Source organism: Agrobacterium sp. CFBP 3001, from assembly GCF_027871605.1.
GTDB classification, from domain to species: domain Bacteria; phylum Pseudomonadota; class Alphaproteobacteria; order Rhizobiales; family Rhizobiaceae; genus Agrobacterium; species Agrobacterium leguminum.
On the sequence record NZ_JAQAHD010000001.1, the window covers coordinates 51776 to 72482 of the forward strand.

Sequence of the window (20707 nt, forward strand, 5' to 3'; positions counted from 1 at the left end):
CAAAAGCGGCCATCGCCGCCAAGCCGTTTGACGGCCGCAAAACGACCGTTCGCGCCATTAAACGCCGCTAAGCAGAAGAATGAGGAGCAGCCAGGTCGCCTGCGGCTCCGCCCGCAGAGTGCCGGCTGACGCGCCGGGTTTCGGGAAAGAGGGCGATGCCGCGCGAAATGCGCAACGAGAGGAGAGTGCCTTGAGTGTGACGGAGCAAAAATTCGGCCTTTACGATGCGGCTTTTGAAAAAAGCAGCTGTGGTGTCGGTTTCATCACCCGCAAGGACGGCGTGCAGACGCATGATGTGCTGAAGCGCGGCCACGAGGCTCTCTGTGCCGTGCCGCATCGCGGCGGCATGTCGGCGGAAGGTGTCGGGGATGGCGCGGGCGTATCGCTGGATTTGTCGCTCTCTTTCTTTCGGGAATTGACCGGTGAGGACGGCTTGCAGGCCGGCCGGTTCGGCGTCGGCAATTTTTTCCTGCCGCAAAATCCGGCTTTCCACGGCGAGGCTGTCGGTATCATCGCAAACGCCCTCAAAGAGCAGGGCTTTTTAATCCTGCTCGTTCGCGATGTGCCGGTGAATGATGCGGCCATCCGTCCTGCCGCCATCCCTTACCAGTTGCCAATCCGCCAATGGGTCTTTTCGGCTCCGGCCGAATGCGCAACCCTCGCCGAATTCGACTGGCGCATCCACAAGGCGCTGCTGGCCATCGAGGCGCTGGCCTATACCGTGCCGGAACTCGCCGGCTTTTATCCGCTGTCGCTCAGCGCCCGCACGCAGGTTCTGAAGGGCCGCCTGAACTCCCATGAGGTCATGCCCTATTTCTGCGATCTCACAGATCCGCGCCATGAAGTGCATACGATGTATTTCCACACGCGGTTCTCCACCAATACCGATCCGCATCCTTCCATGGCGCAGCCCTTCCGTCTGATGGCGCATAATGGCGAGCTCAACACCGACAAGAAGAACCGGCTGTCGGAAGCGGCCGTGGCGCTGGCAAAGAATGCCAGCATCATCCGGCCGAAAGGCCAGTCGGACAGCTGCCGTCTGGATCAGACCCTGCAGGCACGGGTGATGGAAGACGGTCTCGACCTCGTCACCGCCGTGGTCTCGATGATGCCGCCAGCCTGGGAAAATGACGATACCCTGTCACCGGGTGTGAAGGCGATGCTGGAATATTTCTCGCTCTATGAGGAGAAGAATGACGGCCCGGCCGCGCTGATCTTCGGCGACGGCACCATAATCGGCGCGCGGCTCGATCGCCTCGGCCTGCGCCCGCTGCGCACCGTCGAGACGGAAGATTATCTCTGCGTCATGTCGGAGGCCGGGCAGATCGCCTTTCCGGCGGAAAGCGTCATCCGCCGCGGCCGCATCGAGGCGGGCGGCATGCTTTATTACGACCATGCAGAACGCCGCGCCTTTTCCACCGTCGAGGCGCTGGAGCTTCTCGCCTCACGCCGCGAATATTCATCCCTGTTGCGCGAAGCCCGTGTCATGCTGGAAGATCTGCCGGAAGTGCCGGCGGAAAAGCAGGGCTCGCCGCTGCGTTACAATGGCGATCTGGAGCGCCACCAGCGTTATGTCGCCTATTCGCATAATCAGGAAAGCTTCAAGTTCCTGATGGACCCGATGCTGGCCTCAGGCGCGGAAAAGATTTCGGCGATGGGTTACGGGAATGCCATCAATGCGCTGTCCGATCAGGAAGGCGGGGTTGCGAAGTATTTCTCACAGCGCTTCGCGCAGGTCACCAATCCTCCGCTCGACAGTATTCGTGAGGCCGACGGTATGACGTTGCGTGTCGCCCTCGGTGCGAAGCCGAACAGCGGTGCGAAGAAGGCCCGCCAGATCGTCGTGCGCTCTCCGATCCTGACCCATCTCGATATGCTGCGCATCCGCGAGCAGTCGGAGACGCCCCTTCGACGTTTTGAAATGCTTTATTCGCCGGTCTTCGATGTTGCTGAAGCCAACGAAACCGCGCTGCGGCAGGCAATCGATGATCTCTGCGATGAGGTTGTGGCTTTCGCAGCTGAGGAAGGCGGCATCGCCGTCATTACCGACCGGCATGTCTCGGCAGGCCGTGCGGCCTTGCCGATGATCATGGTCGTCTCCGCCATCAATCAGCGGCTGATCGAGGAAGGTCTACGGCTGCGCATTTCCCTGATCGTGGAAAGTGGCCAGTTTTCTTCCTCGCATCACATAGCAGCTGGCCTCGGCTTCGGCGCTTCTGCCGTCTATCCGCTTGGCGTGCAGTTCCGCGCCGAGGAGAAATTCGGAGCCGATGCCGACAAGGCATTCAAGCGTTTTGCCAAGGCGGCGGAAAAGTCGCTGATGAAGACCATGGGCAAGGTCGGCCTGTGTACGGCGGAAAGCTATATCGGCGGCGAGTTCTTCGAGCCGAACTTCCTCGATACCGACGATGCGGTACTGAAGCGCTATTTCCCGAATGTGAAGACCCCGGTTGGCGGCGTCAACTTCGCCGTCATCGCGCAGGCGGTGGCGGACTGGCACCGCAAGGCGCTGTCCGTGAAGGGCGAAAACGACATTCCGCTGCTCGGTCTCTTCAAGGAGCGTGCGGAAGGCGCCGGCCATTCCTATGGCACGACGGCGGTACGCGGTTTCGTGGATATGACGGAAGAAAAGATCGGTTTCGACAGGGGAACCGAAAACGAGGAGGCTTTGCGCCTGCTGCCGCTCAACCGGTTGGAAGATGCCTTCGGTCTCAACGATGCGGCCTATTATCACAACAGCTTCGACCGGCTGACCCCGGATGCCATCGACAAATTCGAGGTAACGCCCGGTTATCGCGCTTTCGCCCGCATGATGACGGAAGAAAGGGCGCGCCGCCCCGCCGCTCTGCGCGATGTTCTGGAATTGCCCGCCGATGTGACCTTCGCCGGTTCCGCAGAAGAATTCCGTCGGGAAATGGGCCGTTTTTCCCGGCAGGGCAATAATAGCTTCATGGTGCGCGGATTGCGTTGCGAAGAGGCGGGAGACGGCGCTTTCCGGCTGCAATTGACCGGCCCGCACGGTCATGAGCTTGCCCGGCTTGCCGCACTCGGCCAGTCGTTGCTCGACCGTTTCGGTGCGGATATTCCCGGCCACTGGCTGGAAGGTGGCGCGCTCATGGTCCAGGCGCAGGGTGAAGCATCCGCCTATCTCTCGCTTATCCGCACTGCACCGGAAAGCATTCCGCTCGATGCCGTACAGAAGGCGAGCGAGATCACCAAGACCTTGGCATCGGGCGCCATGAGCCACGGCGCGCTGGTTGCCGCCGCCCATGAGGCGGTTGCCCATGGCACCAACATGGTCGGCGGTATGTCGAATTCGGGCGAGGGCGGCGAGCATATTTCCCGTTATGGCACCATCCGTGCCTCGCGCATCAAGCAGTTCGCTTCCGGCCGCTTCGGCGTCTGGGCCGGTTATCTTGCCGATCCGATGCTGGAAGAGATAGAGATCAAGATCGGTCAGGGCGCAAAGCCAGGCGAGGGCGGGCAGTTGCCGTCTCCCAAGGTGACGGTGGAAATCGCCGCCGCGCGTGGCGGCACGCCGGGCGTCGAGCTTGTCTCGCCGCCGCCGCATCACGATACCTATTCCATCGAGGATCTGGCCCAGCTCATCCATGACGCCAAGGCGGCGCGCGTGCGCGTCATCGTCAAGCTGGTCTCGTCGGAAGGCATCGGCACGATTGCGGTCGGCGTCGCCAAGGCGGGGGCGGATGTCATCAATGTCGCAGGCAATACCGGCGGCACGGGTGCGGCGGCTGTCACCAGCCTCAAATACACCGGCCGCGCGGCGGAGATCGGCATTGCCGAGGTGCATCAGGCGCTTTGCGCCACCGGCCTGCGCGCCAAGGTGCTGCTGCGCTGCTCCGGCGCGCACCAGACGGCAAGCGACGTGGTGAAATCGGCACTCCTCGGCGGCGACAGTTTCGAATTCGGCACGACGGCGCTGATGATGCTGAAATGCGTCATGGCCAAGAACTGCAACATCAAGTGCCCGGCCGGTCTCACCACCAATCAGGAAGCCTTCAACGGCGATCCCCGCGCGCTGGCGCAATATCTCATGAACATCGCCCATGAAACGCGCGAGATTTTGGCCGGGCTTGGGGTTGCCTCGCTGCGGGAAGCACGCGGCCGTTCCGATCTTCTTCACCTCCTCGATCATCCGGCGAGCGTCGGCCAGCTTGACCTCCGGGCAATGCTCGCCGTGGTCGAAGAGGTGAAGATCGACAGCCCCGTCTATATGGAAAAGGACTTCGCGCTGGACGATGCGTTTATCGAACTCGTGCGCTCGGCTCTGATTGACAGCCGGCGCGAGAATATCGAGCTTGGCGGCAATCGTTTCCTCAATAATTGCAACAAGAGCGTCGGCGGTCAGCTCGCCGTCGATATCGAACGCATGCTGAACCATGAGCTTTCCGACGAAGAGGCGGATGCGTTGCCGGCCGTGAAGCGGGACAGCCGCGGTCGCCGGTTCCTGGAGGCGGGTTCGGTGCGCATCGATACGTCCGGTTCCGCCGGGCAGTCTTTCGGCGCTTTCTGCAATGACGGCATGGTCATGGTCCATACCGGTACCTGCAATGACGGCGTCGGCAAAAGCGCCTGCGGCGGCACCATCGTCGTGCGCTCCCCCGGCGGCGGCTCGGAAGAGGCGGGCGGCAATGTGCTGGTCGGCAATTTCGCGCTGTTCGGCGCAACCGGCGGCCGCACCTTCGTGGAGGGGCAGGCGGGCGACCGTTTCGCGGTGCGTAACTCCGGCGCCACCGCCGTCGTCGAAGGCGTGGGTGATTTCGCCTGTGAATACATGACCAACGGCGCGGTCCTGAACCTTGGCAGCTTCGGTAAGGGTTTCGGCAACGGCATGAGCGGCGGTTTCGTTTATCAGTATGATCCCTATGGCGACCTGCCGAAGAAAGTCAGCCACGATTCCATCCTGCTCGGCTCGATCACCGGTGAGGATGAACAGGCCGCCATTCATAATCAGGCCATCCACCAGCTTCTGACCTGGCATGTCGCAGAGACCGGCTCGGCCAAGGCGGCATGGCTTCTGGAAAACTGGGAAAGTGAACAGCATAATTTCGTCTATGGCATGCCACGCGCCCTGCTGCTTTATCAGGATAGCGATGAAATTCTGAAGGCGAAGCCCCGCAAGGAATTGCTGGAGGAACTGGCATCCGCGCTTGCCGCTCATCAACTGCGCAAGTTCAAGCTCGCTTATCGTGACCGCAAGGCCGTCCTGAACGGAACGGTGCCGGGTTATGGCGAGACGGATACCGAGGAAATGTATGCGCTGCTCAACAATTATACCGTGTTGAGCATGGCGCAGGCCATCGCCATGCAGCGGCTGCCGATGGCGTCGGGTCCTTCCGACCCGGCAATTGAAAAAGCCGTGCGCAATCTCATCCTCACGGAAGACTATGCGCTGATGCAGCGGTTGCTGAAATATGCCCGCGAGGCGCTTTCGGACCATAGCGATGAACAGCTTGCGGTGATGATCGCCGCCAAGCGCCTCGACGATTACAAGCAGGCGCTGGCGCGCAGGAACATCTGGTCGGTGGACAGCCCCGGCACCTATGGCTGGATCATTCAGCAGAACCGAAAAAACATCGAGAAGATCGGCCGTCTGCCGGGCTTCGAGGAGCTTTTCGCAGCCCGCGCCATTCCCGACCTCGCCACCGCATCCAGCCACAGGGCAGCATGATGAAGATACCTTATATTCCCGAAGACGCGCCCTTTAACGGTGATCAGCGCGCATGGCTTTCCGGTTTTCTGGCGGGGCTCCATTCCCGCGCCGCCATCGGCCTGGAGACATCGGTTGCCGCCGCTGCTCCCAGGGCGGCGGCCAGTGTGCTGAATATTCTTTTCGGCACCCAGACCGGCAATGCCGAGGCGCTGGCGATGGATATTGCCGCCGCCGCCCGCGCGCAGGGCATGCAGCCGGTGGTGACGGCACTCGATGATGTCTCGATGGACAGTCTCGGCACCATGAAGCGGGTCATCGTCGTCACCTCGACCTATGGCGAAGGTGAAATGCCTGATAATGCCCAGCTTTTCTGGGAAGCGCTCGCTGCGGGCAGCGCGCCGCGTCTGGACGAGATGAATTTTGCCGTGCTCGCGCTCGGCGATACCGGTTATGACGGCTTCTGCCAGGCGGGCAAGCTTATCGATACGCGGTTCGAACAACTCGGCGGCAAGCGTATGAAGACGCGTATCGATTGCGATATCGACTTCGAAGATGCCGCCGCCGCATGGATCGGCGAGACCCTGCCGCTCGCGCTTGCTGTCGATGGCGGCAATGCGGCATCTGTCACCGTGCCCGACATCGCCGAGCCGCCCGTGCGGGCAAAACAGGGCTGGGGCCGCAAAAATCCCTATTCGGCTGAGGTAAGCGTCAATCGCCGCCTGTCCGGTCCCGGCTCATCCAAGGAAATTCGCCACTATGAATTCGATCTCGGCGAAAGCGGCCTGGACTATGAGGCGGGTGACGCTCTTGGTGTCGTGCCCCTGAACGATCCGAAACTGGTCGGCGCGCTGCTGGAACACTTCGGGGCGGCTGCGGAAAGCCAAATCGCCGGGCTGGACCGGCCGGTCGGCGATGCGCTTCTCAACATGTTCGAGATATCGACGCCTTCGCGCGAACTCGTCGCCGAAATCGGCAAGCGGGCGGGGCATGACGAACTCATCCACATTCTCGCAAACGGAGACAGGGAGCAACTGGCCGCCTTTCTCTGGAGCAAGGATATTCTCGACCTCATCAATCTTGGCGGAAAGCCGCTATTCGATGTTGCTGAATTTGTGACATTCCTGAAGCCGCTGCAACATCGCGCCTATTCCATTTCTTCCAGCCCGCTCGTCGCAAAAAATACCGTGCATCTGACCATCGCCAGCGTGCGTTATCGCGCTGAGGGCCGTGAGCGTGGGGGCGTGTGCTCCACCTATCTCGCCGACCGCGTGGAGGCCGGGCAGAGTGCCGGGATTTTCGTCTCGCCGAATAAGGCGTTTCGTGTGCCGCAGGACAATGACGCGCCTATGATCATGGTGGGACCGGGTACGGGCATCGCGCCCTTCCGGGCTTTTTTGCAGGAACGGCAAGCCCGAGGCGCAAACGGCAAAAACTGGCTGTTTTTCGGCGACCAGCACCGGCAGTCGGATTTCATCTATGAAAACGAGCTTGGCGACATGAGCCGCGATGGTGTGCTCACCCGCCTCGACCTTGCTTTCTCGCGGGATCAGGCGGAGAAGATCTATGTCCAGACCCGCATGCGGCAGAACGGCAAGGCGCTCTATCAATGGCTTGAAGAGGGCGGTTATTTCTACGTCTGCGGCGACGCGACCCGCATGGCGAAGGACGTCGATGATGCCCTGCACGGCATCGTCAGCGAGGAGGCCGGCATCTCCGCTGAGGCGGCGAGCGAGTATGTGAACAGGCTGAAACGCGAAAAACGTTATCTGCGCGACGTCTACTAACTATTGCCATGACGAGACCGTTCTGGCGCACCGATTGCTCAGCAATTGGTGCAGACGGTCTCGGCGTCGCGTTGCTTAAAGAAATACTCCCGGCCGATGGTGATCGACTTCACCCCGGACGAGGCAAGATCGGGCATGAACATCAGCAATTCATGCGGGATGGAAAGTTCGACGTGGATGAGAAAGCTGTTTTCCACGAGCAGGCGCGTCGGAACGGCGACCGGTGACCCCACCGCATAGGGTCTCAGATTTTTCTCATCCCAGGACCAGGTGATTTTCGCCTGTTTTTGCGCGTCGATCTTGATGCCGCTGATCTTCAGCTGCAGACCCTTGGTGCTGTAGGGCGCAAACACGGCGGCTGCGACGTCCTGCATGCCCGCGAGATAGGTTTTATCGACGGAACCTGTTTTCGATATCAGATCGTTGATGGAGGCTGCAGCGGTGCTTGCCCGCTTGTAGGTGTTGTATCCGATCGTCAATTCGAACGAGGTCAGATAAAGCGCAAGCAATATCGGAAAGAGGATCGCGAACTCCACCGCACCCACGCCACGGCGATCTTTGGCAAAGCGTGAAACGAGCGCCAGCAGATGTCGTTTGCCGTTTGCCGCAACGGACACCAGCCCTGCCATCATGAGCCCCCGCCTGTGATGTATTTCTCGTTCATGAACGCATTTGTCGCGACGATGAGGAAATGTGAGGGCATCGATCCGTCGGCCGGACGTATTTTCGTCAGGTATGGTCGGATGATATCGGCAACCACACGCCAGCGATAATAGACACGCAACATGTTGATGGTTTCCGGCCCGCCCGGCTTGAAGCCGAATTGGGCGGTGTCGAGATCGTAATATTCGCCATAGGCCTTCAGCGGTATCGTGGTCGGAATATCCTTGAAGGCGGTAAAGGAGCGAAGATCGATATAGAGCTTCTGTTCTTTTTGGATTTCATCCGCTGAGCAGGTGATCATCACCGAGACTTCATTGCAGAAGCTCTTGCGGAAATCCTCTTTCGAAATCGAGCTGCTGATCTGCCCGGTGCGCAGACGCCGCGCCATGTTTTCGGTGGCATTGGCGACGACCTGTTCCGCCATCAGGGCGATGAAGGTCTCGATGATCGCAAAGACGACGAGGAAATAGGGGATCGCGAGTATCGCGAATTCTATAGCTGCTGTCCCGTCGCGCGAGACTCCGAATTTTTCCAGCAATGGCTTCAGTCTGGCCAGTCGCATGAGGCGATATCGATCTCTAAGAATATGCGGCAAGCGCAACCGTTGAATTTGTTGCGGACCATAACCACCCGATGTTTAAATTCAGTTACTCCAACGAATTATACTTTAGTGATTTCCGAAATTGATACGTCCCAAAATATAAAAGCCCGGCACATGGCCGGGCTTTTGTTGACGCTGAAACGGGCGCTTATTCCGCATCCGCTTTGGAGAGAACCTCCAGCGTGGGTGTGGAAGTGATGTTATAACCACAGTCCACATAATGGCATTCGCCGGTTACGCCGCGCGACAGATTGGACAGCAGGTAAAGCGCCGATCCGCCGATATCGTCGATATCCGCGGTCCGCCGAAGCGGTGCGTTTTTCTGGTTCCATGCGTAGATCGCCCGCGCATCCGAGATGCCGGCGCCCGCCAGCGTGCGGACCGGACCGGCCGAGATGGCGTTGACGCGAATATCGCGCGGGCCGTAATCGGCGGCGAGATAACGCACGGACGCCTCGAGAGCCGCCTTGGCGACGCCCATGACATTGTAGTTCGGGATGACGCGCTGCGAACCATTGTAGGTCAGCGTCAGCATGGAGCCGCCATTGGTCATCAACTCGGCGGCGCGCTTGGCGATTTCCGTGAAGGAGAAACAGGAAATGACCATGGTGCGGCTGAAATTCTCGCGCGTCGTGTCGGCGTAGAGACCTTTCAACTCGTTCTTGTCGGAAAAGCCGATGGCGTGCACGACGAAATCCAGCGAACCCCATTTTTCGCGGATCGTCGCAAACAGGGCGTCGACCGAGGCGATATCCTCGACATCGCATGGTACGATGAAATCGGATCCGAGCTCGGCGGCGAGCGGTTTCACACGCTTGCCGAGCGCTTCACCCTGATAGGTGAAGGCCAGTTCCGCTCCCTGTGCCGCAAGCGCCTTGGAGATACCCCAGGCGATGGAATGATTGTTTGCGACGCCCATGATGAGGCCGCGTTTACCCTGCATGATGCCGTTCATGGGCAATTATCCGTTATGACGCTGGAAGACGAGCGTGGCGTTGGTGCCGCCGAAGCCGAAGGAGTTGGAAAGGATGGTGTCGATCTTGGCGTTGTCGATGCGGCTGCGAACGATCGGAACGCCCGCAAATTCGGGATCGAGCTCGGAAATATGCGCGCTTTCGCCGATGAAGCGTTCCTGCATCATCAACAGGCCGTAGATCGATTCCTGCACGCCGGCCGCACCCAGCGAATGGCCGGTGAGCGACTTGGTCGACTGGATATGCGGAATCTTGTCGCCGAAGACTTCCCGGATCGCGCCGATTTCCTTGCTGTCGCCAACCGGCGTCGATGTGCCGTGGGTATTGATGTAGTCAATGTCACCCTTCACGGTGGAAAGCGCCTGCCGCATGCAGCGGATCGCGCCTTCGCCTGAAGGCGCCACCATGTCGTAACCGTCGGAGGTCGCGCCGTAACCGACGATCTCGGCGTAAATCTTCGCACCGCGCGCCTTGGCATGTTCCAGCTCTTCGAGAACCAGCACGCCCGCACCGCCGGCAATCACGAAACCGTCGCGGTTGACGTCATAGGCGCGCGAGGCGGCGCTCGGTGTCTCGTTATATTTGGACGACATGGCGCCCATGGCGTCGAAGAGGTTGGACATGGACCAGTCGAGATCCTCATGGCCGCCCGCAAACATCACGTCCTGCTTGCCCCACTGGATCATTTCGGCAGCGTTGCCGATGCAATGCGCCGAGGTGGAGCAGGCCGACGAGATGGAGTAGTTGACGCCATGGATCTTGAACCAGGTAGCAAGCGTCGCAGAGGCGGTGGATGACATGGCCTTCGGCACGGCAAAGGGGCCGATGCGCTTAGGGCTGTTGTTCTTCAGCGTAATATCGGCCGCCTCGACGATGGTGCGGGTGGAAGGTCCGCCCGAACCCATGATGATGCCAGTGCGCTCATTGCCGCTGATGTCGCTCTCTTCGAGACCGGAATCGGCGATGGCCTGCTTCATGGCGACATGGTTCCACGCGCCGCCCTGCGACAGGAAGCGCATGGCGCGGCGGTCGACCAGATCGGTCGGGTCGAGAGACGGCTTGCCCCAGACCTGGCATTTGAAACCGTGTTCGGCAAAATCCGGCGAAAATGAAATGCCGGATTTGGCATTGCGCAGCGATGCGGTGACTTCAGCGGCATCACCGCCGATGGAAGAAACAATACCGAGGCCGGTGACAACAACTCGTCTCATGAAAGGGACCTTTTCTTAAGATTTCGGCTGGACGACCGAAGCCGCCCGGCGTTTGTCAGGACTATTCCGTCTGCCTCAGGCAGCCTTTTCCTTCGACAGGCCTACGCGCAGATCCGTCGCCTGATAAATGGTTTCGCCGTCCGCCTTGAGCCAGCCGTCGGCGGTTCCGAGCACCAGACGGCCGCGCATCACGCGCTTGAAATCAATACCATATTGAAGGAGCTTCGTGTGAGGGCGAACCATGCCCTTGAACTTCACTTCGCCGGTGGAAAGCGCCATGCCGCGACCTTCTTCGCCCAGCCAGCCGAGGAAGAAACCGGTCAGCTGCCACATGCCGTCAAGGCCGAGGCACCCCGGCATGATCGGGTTGCCCTGGAAGTGGCAGGGGAAATACCAGTCGTCCGGGCTGACATCGTATTCGGCGCGGATGAAACCCTTGTCGAAGGCGCCGCCGGTTTCGGAAATTTCGGTAATGCGATGGACCATGAGCATGGGGGGCAATGGGAGCTGTGCATTTCCCGGGCCGAACAATTCGCCGCGACCGCAGGACAGGATCTCCTCGTAATTGTAACTTGATTGCCTCGTTGCCATACCGCTTTCACTTCCCCAGTTACTGGTGTTGATCGACTTCACTAGAGCAAGTTAGGTTCAAAATGAAGCGCTGCAAGGGCGAAGCCGCTCCGCCCCCATTCTTTGTCTTCGAACCTTCTTCGCAGAAGTCATTACCTCAATATGCCGTCCGCATACAGGAACCGTACGGCTGGAACCAGAGGAAAATTGCAGGAATGGCCGGTTTGCCGCCATTTGCCGCGCCTAAGCCACGCCGAAACTATTGAAAGCACTCGCCGCAAAAGATATATGCTAATGCAATTGGTAAGTTTCATACCTCTGTTTGGAATGGGATTGCATGGCATTTGACGCCACATTGGATATCGGAACAAGGTTGCGGCGCTCGGGGCTGCGCCCCACGCGACAGCGTGTGGCTTTGGGCGATCTGCTTTTCGCAAAGGGCGATCGCCATCTGACGGTCGAGGAACTGCACGATGAGGCGGTCACCGCCGGCGTGCCCGTTTCTCTCGCCACCGTCTACAATACGCTGCACCAGTTCACCGAAGCCGGCCTCATCCGTGTTCTCGCCGTGGAAGGCGCCCGCACCTATTTCGACACCAACGTCTCGGATCACCACCACTTCTTCGTGGAGGGCGAGAACGAGGTTCTGGATATTCCCGTCAATAACCTCCAGATCGACAATTTGCCGGAAGCGCCCGAGGGCATGGAAATCGCCCATGTGGACGTGGTCATCCGCCTTCGCCGCAAGCGCGGATAAGGCTTCAGTCCGATAGCGGATGTGAAAATGGCGCCCACGGGCGCCATCTCTGTTTTCGGCGGTCATTTCTATTTGTCACTTCATGACATCTTCCGGCCGCCTGCCGGGCTTTGCCTTGTAGGGCGGAAAAGTCCAGCCGAAGATCAGCGCACCGGACCGGACGGCGAAGGCCGTCAGGACGCCTGCGGCTGATGCGGCATAAAGCGGTGCGCCGAGGAAATAGACGACAATGAATGTGGAGGAGCCCAGGAGCGCACAGGTGATGTAGATTTCCGGCCGCAGCAGCACGGACGGTTCGCCGGCGAGAATATCGCGCAACACACCACCGAACGTCGCCGTCAGAACGCCGGTGACGATGGCGACGGTTGCGGAGCCGCTGGCGGCAAGCCCCTTGGCTGCTCCCATGACGCAATAAGCGGAAAGGCCGAGTGCATCGAGCCAGATCAGTACGCGGTAACGGGATTCGAAAAGATGCGCGGTGAAGAACAGCAGCACCGCGACCGAGACGCAGACGAGGATATAGGTCGGGTTCACCACCCAGAATACCGGCGTCCTGCCAAGCACCAGATCGCGCACCGTGCCGCCGCCGATGCCGGTTGCGGCGGCGAAAAACAGGAAGCCGATCAGGTCGAGCTGCTTGCGCGAGGCGGCGAGCGCGCCCGTTGCGGCAAAGATGGCGACCCCGGCATAGTCGAGAAAACCCAGAAGCGTCATGAAAAGGTTCCCCCCGGAAACACGGGCTGCGAACACGTCAGTGTCGCGCAAGCACTAAACTCTAGGCTGGTCGCCCGGATGATCGCAACATCCATAACCGAAACGGATGCAAAGGAAAATGCCGTGCGAATCGCTCTCGTTGCCGCTCTTCAGGCGCTGGTTCTCTTGATGTTTCCGGTGGCGCTCTCGGCGCAGCAGCAGCTGGTGAACGACCCCGAGATCTACGAGAAGGACCATTTCCGCAACGAGTGCAAGGTGGCGGCCTTCGGCGACGATTTCGTCACGCGGCTGGATATCAACAATGACGGGCTAATGGACGCCGTCGTCAATCACGGTGTTCTCGATTGTGAGGGCGAAAAGGGCCGCAGCTGCGACGACGAGGGATGCCCTTATAATTTCTATGTCCAGGTGAAAGAGGGCGGTTATCTGATGATCGCGACGGCCCGGATTTACGACTATGATTTCATCAAGCGCTTCGGCAACATGGTTTTCGTGCTGAAGATGCATCCGCGTTATTGCGAGCGTACCGACAAGGAACCCTGCCTGATGACGGTGCGGGTGCGCGGCACGAAATTCGTCACCATCTCGCGAAAGTGACGGCGACGATTTTCAGGGCGTAAACCGCCGGATTTTGACCCTTTGATTGTAGCGCTGGCGAAGTGAGCGCGGAATGATGAAGGTGGCGATGGCGACGGCGAAAACCGTGGCCGCAACCACCCAGAGGGCATTCGATTGCAGGGTGGCGGCGAGAACAGCGCCGCAGATTGCGCCGCATATCATTCCAAGCCATGGCACGATCTGAATGCCCCAGTCGAGGCTCCGTTCGCCGAGAAGAAAACGACCGATGCCGCGGCCGAAACGGGAAAGCGCGCCGGTCACATAGGTAAGCCCGATTGGCAGTCCCTCAATATGCTCAACGGCGGCGTTGACCATGCCCATGGCGAAAACGACGAGATAAAATTGCGCAAGAGCGGAAGTCTCGCCGCCGAGCAGCGCGGCAATTGTTACCAGCAATCCCACCGCCATCAGAACGGCGAAGATGCGCCGGTCGAACTTATGCGCGACCACGATGCCGCCGGCATTGCCCGCCACGAAGGCAATGATTGCGAAAAGCAGTTTCGCGGCGTGGGAATAGAGGCCAGCCTCTATCGAGACTGCGGCGCGCGTGGTGTTGCCGGTCATGAAGGACACGAAGTCGCCTGAAATATGCAGGCCCACCGCATCCGTCATGCCCGCGATGAAGGAAATGGCGGCAACCAGCGCAATTCCGGTTCCGGTTCGCCTTGCCCTGATGATATTGCGACGTCTTTGTCTGGTCATGGAAAGCTCGACATGGAAAAACGGCGGGCCTGTGCGCCGGGCCGTGTTATCCTATGTCTAGAATGCCGGATGGTGTATTTGCAATCTTTCTGGAGGCCTTCGGAAACTTCTATTTTGTCTAGACAAATACAAAATCCCTGCCTACGATGCCTCAAATAAAGCGATAAACAACATCGCACAAAAATAAATCAAAAGGGGTTCAGATCATGAAGAAAACATGGGTACTCGCCACAGTCGCCGCGCTCTTTTCATCCGCTTCCGCCTATGCCGAGACGTCGGTGACGATTGGCATGTCCGGCTGGACCGGTTTTGCACCGTTGACGCTCGCCAAACAGGCCGGCATTTTCGAAAAGAACGGTCTGAAAGTCGATATCAAGAAAATCCCGCAGGCGAGCCGCCATCTGGCCCTTGCTTCCGGTGACATCCAGTGCGCCGCCACCACGGTGGAAACATGGATCGCGTGGAATGCCAATGGCGTGAAATCCACCCAGATTTTCCAGATGGACAAGTCGCATGGCGCGGATGGCATTGCGGTGCGCAGTGATGTTGCCAAGGTCGCGGACCTGAAAGGCAAGACGGTTGCCGCCTCCGCGCCGGGCACCTCCCCTTATTTCTTCCTTGCCTGGATACTCAAGGAAAACGGCCTTACCCTGAAGGATGTCAAGGTCGTCAACCTCGAGCCGGGACCGGCCGCGCAGGCATTCGTTGCCGGTCAAAATGATGCGGCCATGACCTATGAGCCCTATCTGTCCACTGTCCGCGCCGCCCCCGATAAGGGCAAAATCCTCGCCACGACGCTGGATTATCCCGCCGTCATGGATACGTTCGGTTGCACCCCGGATTTCCTGAAGGCCAATCCGCAGGCGGCGAAAGCACTGGCGGACAGCTATTTCCAGGCGCTCGAGCTCATCAAGGCCGATCCCGAAAAGTCCTATGCGACGATGGGCGCGGATGTGAAGCAGACCGGCGAGGCCTTTGCCGCTTCGGCAAAGTTCCTCGAATGGCAGGACAAGGCCGCCAACCAGAAGTTTTTCGAGGGTGAATTCAAGACATTCTCGGAAAAATCGGCGGACCTGCTGCTGGAAATCGGCGTGATAAAGTCGAAACCCGATCTTTCGACCCTCGCGGATACGTCCTTCATTAAGTAACAGAAAAGGCGGCCGCGTTCCCTGCAGGGAATATTGCAGCCAAGACAGGTGAGTGCGTCGATTGTGCGTCACGAGACGCGCACGGCGCTCCGATGGCGCGGCGAAGGTGCCGCGCCGGTTTTCCGGACAGGCGACAGATGCAACCTCTTCAACCCATAAGGAACAGCACGAGAATTGCTCTCGGCATCCTGTTCTTCGTGCTGTTTTTTTCCGCCTGGGGCTTTGCCACGCTGGGCGGTTTCGTATCGCCGACCTTTCTGGCCGACCCCATCACCATGCTGAAGGACGGCATCTATCTGCTGACCGATCAGGGTTTTGCCAGCGATATCGGCATGACGATCTGGCGCGTGGTGGGCGGTTTCGTGCTGGCATCGCTCATTGCCGTGCCGGTCGGCATCGCCATGGGGGCCTATAAGCCCATCGAGGCGCTGCTGGAGCCCTTCGTCTCCTTCGCGCGCTATCTGCCTGCTTCCGCCTTCGTGCCGCTCCTCATTCTCTGGGCCGGCATCGGCGAGATGCAGAAGCTGCTGGTGATCTTCATCGGCGCGGTGTTCCAGATCATCCTGATGGTGGCCGTGGCTGTCGCCGGCACAAGACGGGATCTGGTGGAGGCCGCCTATACGCTTGGTGCGAAGGACAGGGGCGTTGTTCGCCGTGTTCTCATTCCCGCCAATGCGCCCGATATTGCGGAAATCCTCCGTCTCGTTCTCGGCTGGGCCTGGACCTATGTCATAGTCGCGGAACTGATCGGCGCCTCCTCGGGTATCGGCTATATGATTATCAACAGCCAGGCGCTGATGGCGACCGGGCAGATCATCTTCGGCATCATCGTCATCGGCATTATCGGACTTATTTCGGACTTCGCGTTCAAATCGCTGAACCGGAAGCTTTTCGCCTGGAGGCTTGCCTGATGAGCGAACTCGTTATCAAGGGCGTCAGTCGCACTTTTCCGGGTGTGCAGGGCGGGCAGCCGACGCTGGCCCTCCAGCCCACCGATCTGGAAATCCCCCGCAATGATTTCGTCACCATCCTCGGCCCGTCGGGATGCGGAAAATCGACCTTGCTGCGCATCATCGCCGGTCTCGACCGCCCGACGACGGGCGAAGTGCTGCTGTCCGGTAGGGCGGTGACGGGGCCGGGGGCGGATCGCGGCATGGTGTTCCAGTCCTATACGCTGTTTCCCTGGCTGACGATCCGCGAAAACGTCGCCTTCGGCCTGCGCGAACGCGGCGTTGCCGAGAAGGAAAAATGGGAGATTGTCGATAGCTATATCGACAAGGTCGGCCTGCGCGGCTTCGAGAACCATTGGCCGAAACAGCTCTCCGGCGGCATGCAGCAGAGAACGGCCATCGCCCGCGCCCTGGCGAACGGCCCGAAAATCCTGCTGCTCGACGAGCCTTTCGGCGCTCTCGACAACCAGACGCGCGGGCTGATGCAGGAATTGCTGCTCGGTATCTGGGAGCGGGAGCAGAAGACGGTCATTTTCGTCACCCACGATATCGAAGAGGCAGTTTTCATGGCGTCGCGTGTGGTGACTATGTCCGCAAGGCCGGGTCGCATCAAGTCGATCACGCCGGTCGACCTGCCGCATCCGCGTCACTACACCGTCAAGGCCAGCCCGGAATTTTCTGAGCTGCGCGCCAAGCTTACGGAGGAAATCCGCAGCGAGGCGATTGCCGCCGCTGCCCATGGATAGTTGATCCGGCAAAGGGGAGGATAAAAGCATCGGGATGAGGAGCACAGGCGCCGATCTTCAGGAAAAATCGCTGCACGAGCGCATCCGCAATGATGTCGAGCGCCACATCATGTCGGGCGAATGGCCGCCGGGTTATCGTATTCCCTTCGAACACGAAATGACCCGGCAATATGCCTGCTCACGCATGACGGTGAACAAGGCTCTCAGCGAACTGGTGCAGCGCGGACTCATCGAAAGACGCCGCCGTCTCGGCACCTTCGTTCGTCAGCCCCATGCGCAATCCGCCGTTCTGGAAATCCACGATATCGAGCGGGAGGTGCAGGCGCTGGGTCTGGTCTACGGTTACCGTCTCGACAAACGACGGCTGCGCCCTGCGGGGGAAGAAGACGGCGCGGCCATGGCGCTTGCCGCCGACGCCCCGGTCCTGGAACTCACCTGCACGCACTTTGCCGGCGGCGTTCCCTTTTGCCTTGAAGAGCGCATCGTCAATGTCACCGCCGTTCCGGAGGCGGAAGCCGCGGATTTTTCACAGATCGGGCCGGGGACATGGCTGCTGAAAATGGTGCCCTGGAGTGCGGCCGAACATCGTATCAGCGCCGTTTCCGCCGACCGTAAAAATGCAGCCGCGCTCGGCATTGCTTCTGGCGCTGCCTGTCTGGTCATCGATCGGCGGACCTGGCATGGGGCGGATTATATCACCCGTGTCCGTGTCACCTATCCCGGTGACCGGCATGCTCTCATTGCGCAGTTTTCGCCCTCGCAAAACGGCTGAAGGCCGTCGATCGGTCAATTTTTTGTAAAGAAGAGTTTACGGGTGGTCTTTTGACAATATAATAGTTGTCAAAAGAACTCAGGTTTATTATCGGAACGTCAAGCTTTCACGACGGTATCCGTTCATGACCCCGGTTTTCAGGAACCGGTCAATCTGCGGATGAGTTCATCGACGGAAATCCGGGATAAAAATTATGTCAGCTGAGACCTCAACTTCTTCCGCATCCTTCAACAAGGCAAACACGACAAGGCATCTCTCCCTTGCCATGACTGTCACCTTGCTGGCCGGCCTGAGTGCTGGCTTGAGTGCCGGCGCGGTTTTCGCTCAGACGGCACCGGAAACCCAGATACAGCCGGCACCGCAAACGGAAGCGATTCAGCCAGCACAGCCGGCGGCTCCTGCAACGCCGGGCGCTCCGGCCGCCGCGCCCGTCCAGCCTTCCGCGACTGCACCGGAACAGCCGGCCGCCACCGCACCCTCGCAGCCTCAGTCAACTCAGCCCGCACCGGCCCAGCCTGCACCGGCTCAGCCCGCGACGAATACCGCACCGGCACCGCAGCCGACGCAGACCGAGCAGCCCGCACAGACGGGCCAGACGACCGCGCCGAATGAAGCCGCGACCCCGATAGAGCCTGTCAGCACCGAGCCCGCGAGCGCCGAACATCGTGCGGATATCCCGCACAACCTTTCTCCCTGGGGCATGTTCATGGCGGCCGACTGGGTCGTGAAGGGTGTCATGATCGGTCTTGCCTTCGCATCTCTGGTTACGTGGACGGTCTGGGTCGCGAAGTCTATCGAGCTTGCAGGTGCGCGGGTGCGCGCCGGCTCGACGCTCAAGGTCATTCGCAGGGCAAAAACCCTGACGGAGGCCACCGAGGCCGTCGAAAAGAAGGGCGGGCCGGCAGCACTGATGCTGCGCATGGCAACCCACGAAATGCAGCTTTCCGATGCGGTGGTCGAACATACGGATGGCGGCGGTATCAAGGAGCGTGTCTCGTCGGCGCTTTCGCGTATCGAAACCCATGCGGGTCGCCGCATGTCACGCGGAACGGGCGTTTTGGCGACCATCGGTTCCACCGCTCCCTTCGTCGGTCTGTTCGGCACCGTCTGGGGCATCATGAACTCCTTCATCAGCATTTCGGAATCGCAGACGACCAATCTTGCCGTCGTCGCGCCGGGCATCGCCGAAGCGCTGCTCGCCACCGCCATCGGCCTTGTCGCCGCCATTCCGGCCGTGGTGATCTACAACGTCTTCGCCCGCTCCATCACCGGGTACCGCCATCTGCTGGCGGATGCCGCAGCCGGTGTGGAACGCCTCGTCAGCCGCGATCTCGATTTCCGCCGTATTCCGCCGGGCAGCACCAGCAAGCCCGCGGTATCGCTGGTAGGACGGTGATCGGCCATGGCTGGCGGTATTCGCGAAAATAGCGGAGACGATCTCTCCGAAAACCACGAGATCAATGTCACGCCCTTCATCGACGTGATGCTGGTTCTGCTCATCATCTTCATGGTGGCGGCACCGCTCGCCACCGTCGATGTGAATGTCGATCTGCCGGCATCCACCGCAAAGCCGGCGGAACGCCCGGAGGAGCCGCTTTATCTGACGGTCAAGGACGATCTCTCGCTCAATCTCGGCAATGATGCGGTTGCCCGCGAAGCACTGGCGGCCGCCATCGACCGGCAGACGGGCGGCAAGAAGGATACGCGCATCTTCCTGCGGGCCGACAAGGCGGTCGATTACGGCCACTTCATGGAAATCATGAACCTGCTGAGAGATGCCGGTTATCTGAAGATCGCCCTCGTAGGACTGGAAAACGCGGCTGCCGCATCGCAGCCGGCCGCCGTTGGCCAACCCGCAGCGCCGGGAACCACGCCATGACTGAAAACGGCTACCCGCAGGCCCGGCATTCCCGTCTCGGGGAAGTAACGCTGTGGTCCGTCGCGGCGCTGCTCATGCTGGGCGTTCACGCTGGTTTTGCCTATTATCTGATGCAGGAGCCCGAAGAGCAGGAAGCCGGCGGGCCGCCTCCTGCTGCGATCATGATCGAAATGGCGGCGATACCGGAGGCCGTAAAGACCGAAGAAACGACGCCCGCGCAAGATGTTGAGGACGCAGAAGAGGTGAAGAGCGACAGCAGCGAACCGGTGGAGGAAGCCGCCCCGGAAGAGCCGCCGCCACCGGAGCCGGTTGCGGAAACGCCGCCGCCGCCAGAGCCTGTGCAGCCGCCTGAACCGCCGGTCGAGGAGATCGTCGAACCGCAGGAAATTCCCGAACCCGTGGAGCCGGTCGATCCCGTTCAGGAGCAGATGATGGCGGAACTCGAAAATATCGAGGTCCCTCTGCCCGTCATGCGTCCTCCGCCGCCGCCCGTCGAAAAGAAGGTGGAAAAGAAAGAGCCGGAAGAGAAAAAGAAGGTCGAGCGCCAGCGTCCCAAACCGCAGCAGGCATCGGAACTGCGCGAAACGGCGAAGGCTGAAGCCCAGCAGTCCGACCGGACGGCGGCATCGCGCAGCAATGCCGGCTCCTTCTCGTCCTCGTCCATGTCAAATGCCGATTGGGGTGCGAAAGTGCGCTCGGCGATGCAGCGGCGACTGGTGCGTTCGGCTGGAAAATCGGGGATGACCATTACGGTTTCATTCAAGATAGACAGCGGTGGTTCCGTCGGCGGTGCGAGGATTATTTCATCCACCGGTGACTCGGCGATGGATCAGAAGCTTCTGGCCGTCATACAAAGAGCGTCCGTCTCGCCGCCGCCGCCAGGCGCAAATACGAGTTTTACCCTGCCGATTCTTTTCAAGTAGGGTGAAAAAGCCCAACCGCAT

Annotated in this window: 18 protein-coding genes; 11 read left to right on the forward strand and 7 right to left on the reverse strand. The window is 60.1% G+C overall.

The features are described from left to right. The first annotated feature begins 190 nt into the window (after positions 1-190). Both PH605_RS00255 and PH605_RS00260 read left to right on the forward strand, forming a co-directional pair. Entirely contained in the window at positions 191-5692 is a 5502-nt protein-coding gene (locus tag PH605_RS00255; protein ID WP_142844223.1) for a glutamate synthase-related protein, read from the forward strand. Further along, positions 5689-7458, forward strand: a complete 1770-nt coding sequence (locus tag PH605_RS00260) for a sulfite reductase subunit alpha (protein ID WP_142844221.1) — start codon at positions 5689-5691, stop codon at positions 7456-7458. The genes PH605_RS00255 and PH605_RS00260 overlap by 4 nt, the downstream gene beginning before the upstream one ends. A gap of 38 nt (positions 7459-7496) precedes the next feature. Here PH605_RS00260 and PH605_RS00265 read toward each other — a convergent pair whose 3' ends face one another. The 5 genes from PH605_RS00265 to fabA all read right to left on the reverse strand — a co-directional run bounded on the left by PH605_RS00265 (position 7497) and on the right by fabA (position 11498). Next, on the reverse strand, positions 7497-8090 hold the full coding sequence (locus PH605_RS00265) for a TadE/TadG family type IV pilus assembly protein (protein ID WP_142844219.1): 594 nt from the start codon (positions 8088-8090) through the stop codon (positions 7497-7499). After that, the gene (locus tag PH605_RS00270; RefSeq protein WP_003524373.1) at positions 8087-8683 is read right to left on the reverse strand and encodes a TadE/TadG family type IV pilus assembly protein; all 597 of its coding nucleotides are present in this window, start codon (positions 8681-8683) and stop codon (positions 8087-8089) included. The genes PH605_RS00265 and PH605_RS00270 overlap by 4 nt, the downstream gene beginning before the upstream one ends. A gap of 187 nt (positions 8684-8870) precedes the next feature. Further along, positions 8871-9677, reverse strand: coding sequence for an enoyl-ACP reductase FabI (fabI, locus tag PH605_RS00275; RefSeq protein ID WP_065654751.1), 807 nt, complete (start codon positions 9675-9677; stop codon positions 8871-8873). 6 nt (positions 9678-9683) lie between these two features. Further along, entirely contained in the window at positions 9684-10907 is a 1224-nt protein-coding gene (gene fabB / locus PH605_RS00280; RefSeq protein WP_065654750.1) for a beta-ketoacyl-ACP synthase I, read from the reverse strand. A gap of 75 nt (positions 10908-10982) precedes the next feature. After that, on the reverse strand, positions 10983-11498 hold the full coding sequence (gene fabA, locus PH605_RS00285) for a 3-hydroxyacyl-[acyl-carrier-protein] dehydratase FabA (RefSeq protein WP_003507274.1): 516 nt from the start codon (positions 11496-11498) through the stop codon (positions 10983-10985). Between the two features lie 316 nt (positions 11499-11814). Between fabA and irrA the strand changes: the two genes are divergently transcribed. Then, positions 11815-12234 (forward strand): iron response transcriptional regulator IrrA, encoded by a 420-nt coding sequence (gene irrA / locus PH605_RS00290; protein WP_003507276.1) that lies wholly within the window; start codon positions 11815-11817, stop codon positions 12232-12234. 75 nt (positions 12235-12309) lie between these two features. On the opposite strand, the gene PH605_RS00295 is transcribed toward irrA, so the two are convergent. Beyond that, the gene (locus PH605_RS00295) at positions 12310-12948 is read right to left on the reverse strand and encodes a trimeric intracellular cation channel family protein (RefSeq protein ID WP_003524379.1); all 639 of its coding nucleotides are present in this window, start codon (positions 12946-12948) and stop codon (positions 12310-12312) included. Positions 12949-13026: 78 nt separating this feature from the next. On the opposite strand from PH605_RS00295, the gene PH605_RS00300 reads away from it, so the two are divergent. Beyond that, positions 13027-13545, forward strand: coding sequence for a hypothetical protein (locus PH605_RS00300; protein WP_142844217.1), 519 nt, complete (start codon positions 13027-13029; stop codon positions 13543-13545). A 12-nt stretch (positions 13546-13557) separates the two neighbouring features. On the opposite strand, the gene PH605_RS00305 is transcribed toward PH605_RS00300, so the two are convergent. After that, positions 13558-14268, reverse strand: a complete 711-nt coding sequence (locus tag PH605_RS00305) for a YoaK family protein (protein ID WP_142844215.1) — start codon at positions 14266-14268, stop codon at positions 13558-13560. A 206-nt stretch (positions 14269-14474) separates the two neighbouring features. On the opposite strand from PH605_RS00305, the gene PH605_RS00310 reads away from it, so the two are divergent. From PH605_RS00310 to PH605_RS00340, 7 genes are all read left to right on the forward strand, one after another. After that, positions 14475-15416, forward strand: a complete 942-nt coding sequence (locus PH605_RS00310; protein ID WP_065654746.1) for an ABC transporter substrate-binding protein — start codon at positions 14475-14477, stop codon at positions 15414-15416. A gap of 137 nt (positions 15417-15553) precedes the next feature. Then, on the forward strand, positions 15554-16327 hold the full coding sequence (locus PH605_RS00315; protein ID WP_059759013.1) for an ABC transporter permease: 774 nt from the start codon (positions 15554-15556) through the stop codon (positions 16325-16327). Further along, entirely contained in the window at positions 16327-17112 is a 786-nt protein-coding gene (locus PH605_RS00320; RefSeq protein WP_020809178.1) for an ABC transporter ATP-binding protein, read from the forward strand. Before PH605_RS00315 ends, PH605_RS00320 begins: the two co-directional genes overlap by 1 nt. 34 nt (positions 17113-17146) lie before the next feature. Beyond that, on the forward strand, positions 17147-17884 hold the full coding sequence (gene hutC / locus PH605_RS00325; RefSeq protein ID WP_142844213.1) for a histidine utilization repressor: 738 nt from the start codon (positions 17147-17149) through the stop codon (positions 17882-17884). 193 nt (positions 17885-18077) lie between these two features. Continuing rightward, positions 18078-19280: a tonB-system energizer ExbB gene (gene exbB, locus PH605_RS00330; RefSeq protein WP_161987729.1), complete on the forward strand. Its 1203-nt coding sequence runs from the start codon at positions 18078-18080 to the stop codon at positions 19278-19280. Between the two features lie 6 nt (positions 19281-19286). Continuing rightward, entirely contained in the window at positions 19287-19763 is a 477-nt protein-coding gene (gene exbD, locus PH605_RS00335) for a TonB system transport protein ExbD (protein ID WP_065654742.1), read from the forward strand. Beyond that, positions 19760-20686, forward strand: coding sequence for an energy transducer TonB family protein (locus PH605_RS00340; protein WP_142844211.1), 927 nt, complete (start codon positions 19760-19762; stop codon positions 20684-20686). The genes exbD and PH605_RS00340 overlap by 4 nt, the downstream gene beginning before the upstream one ends. The last annotated feature ends 21 nt before the right edge of the window (positions 20687-20707 follow it).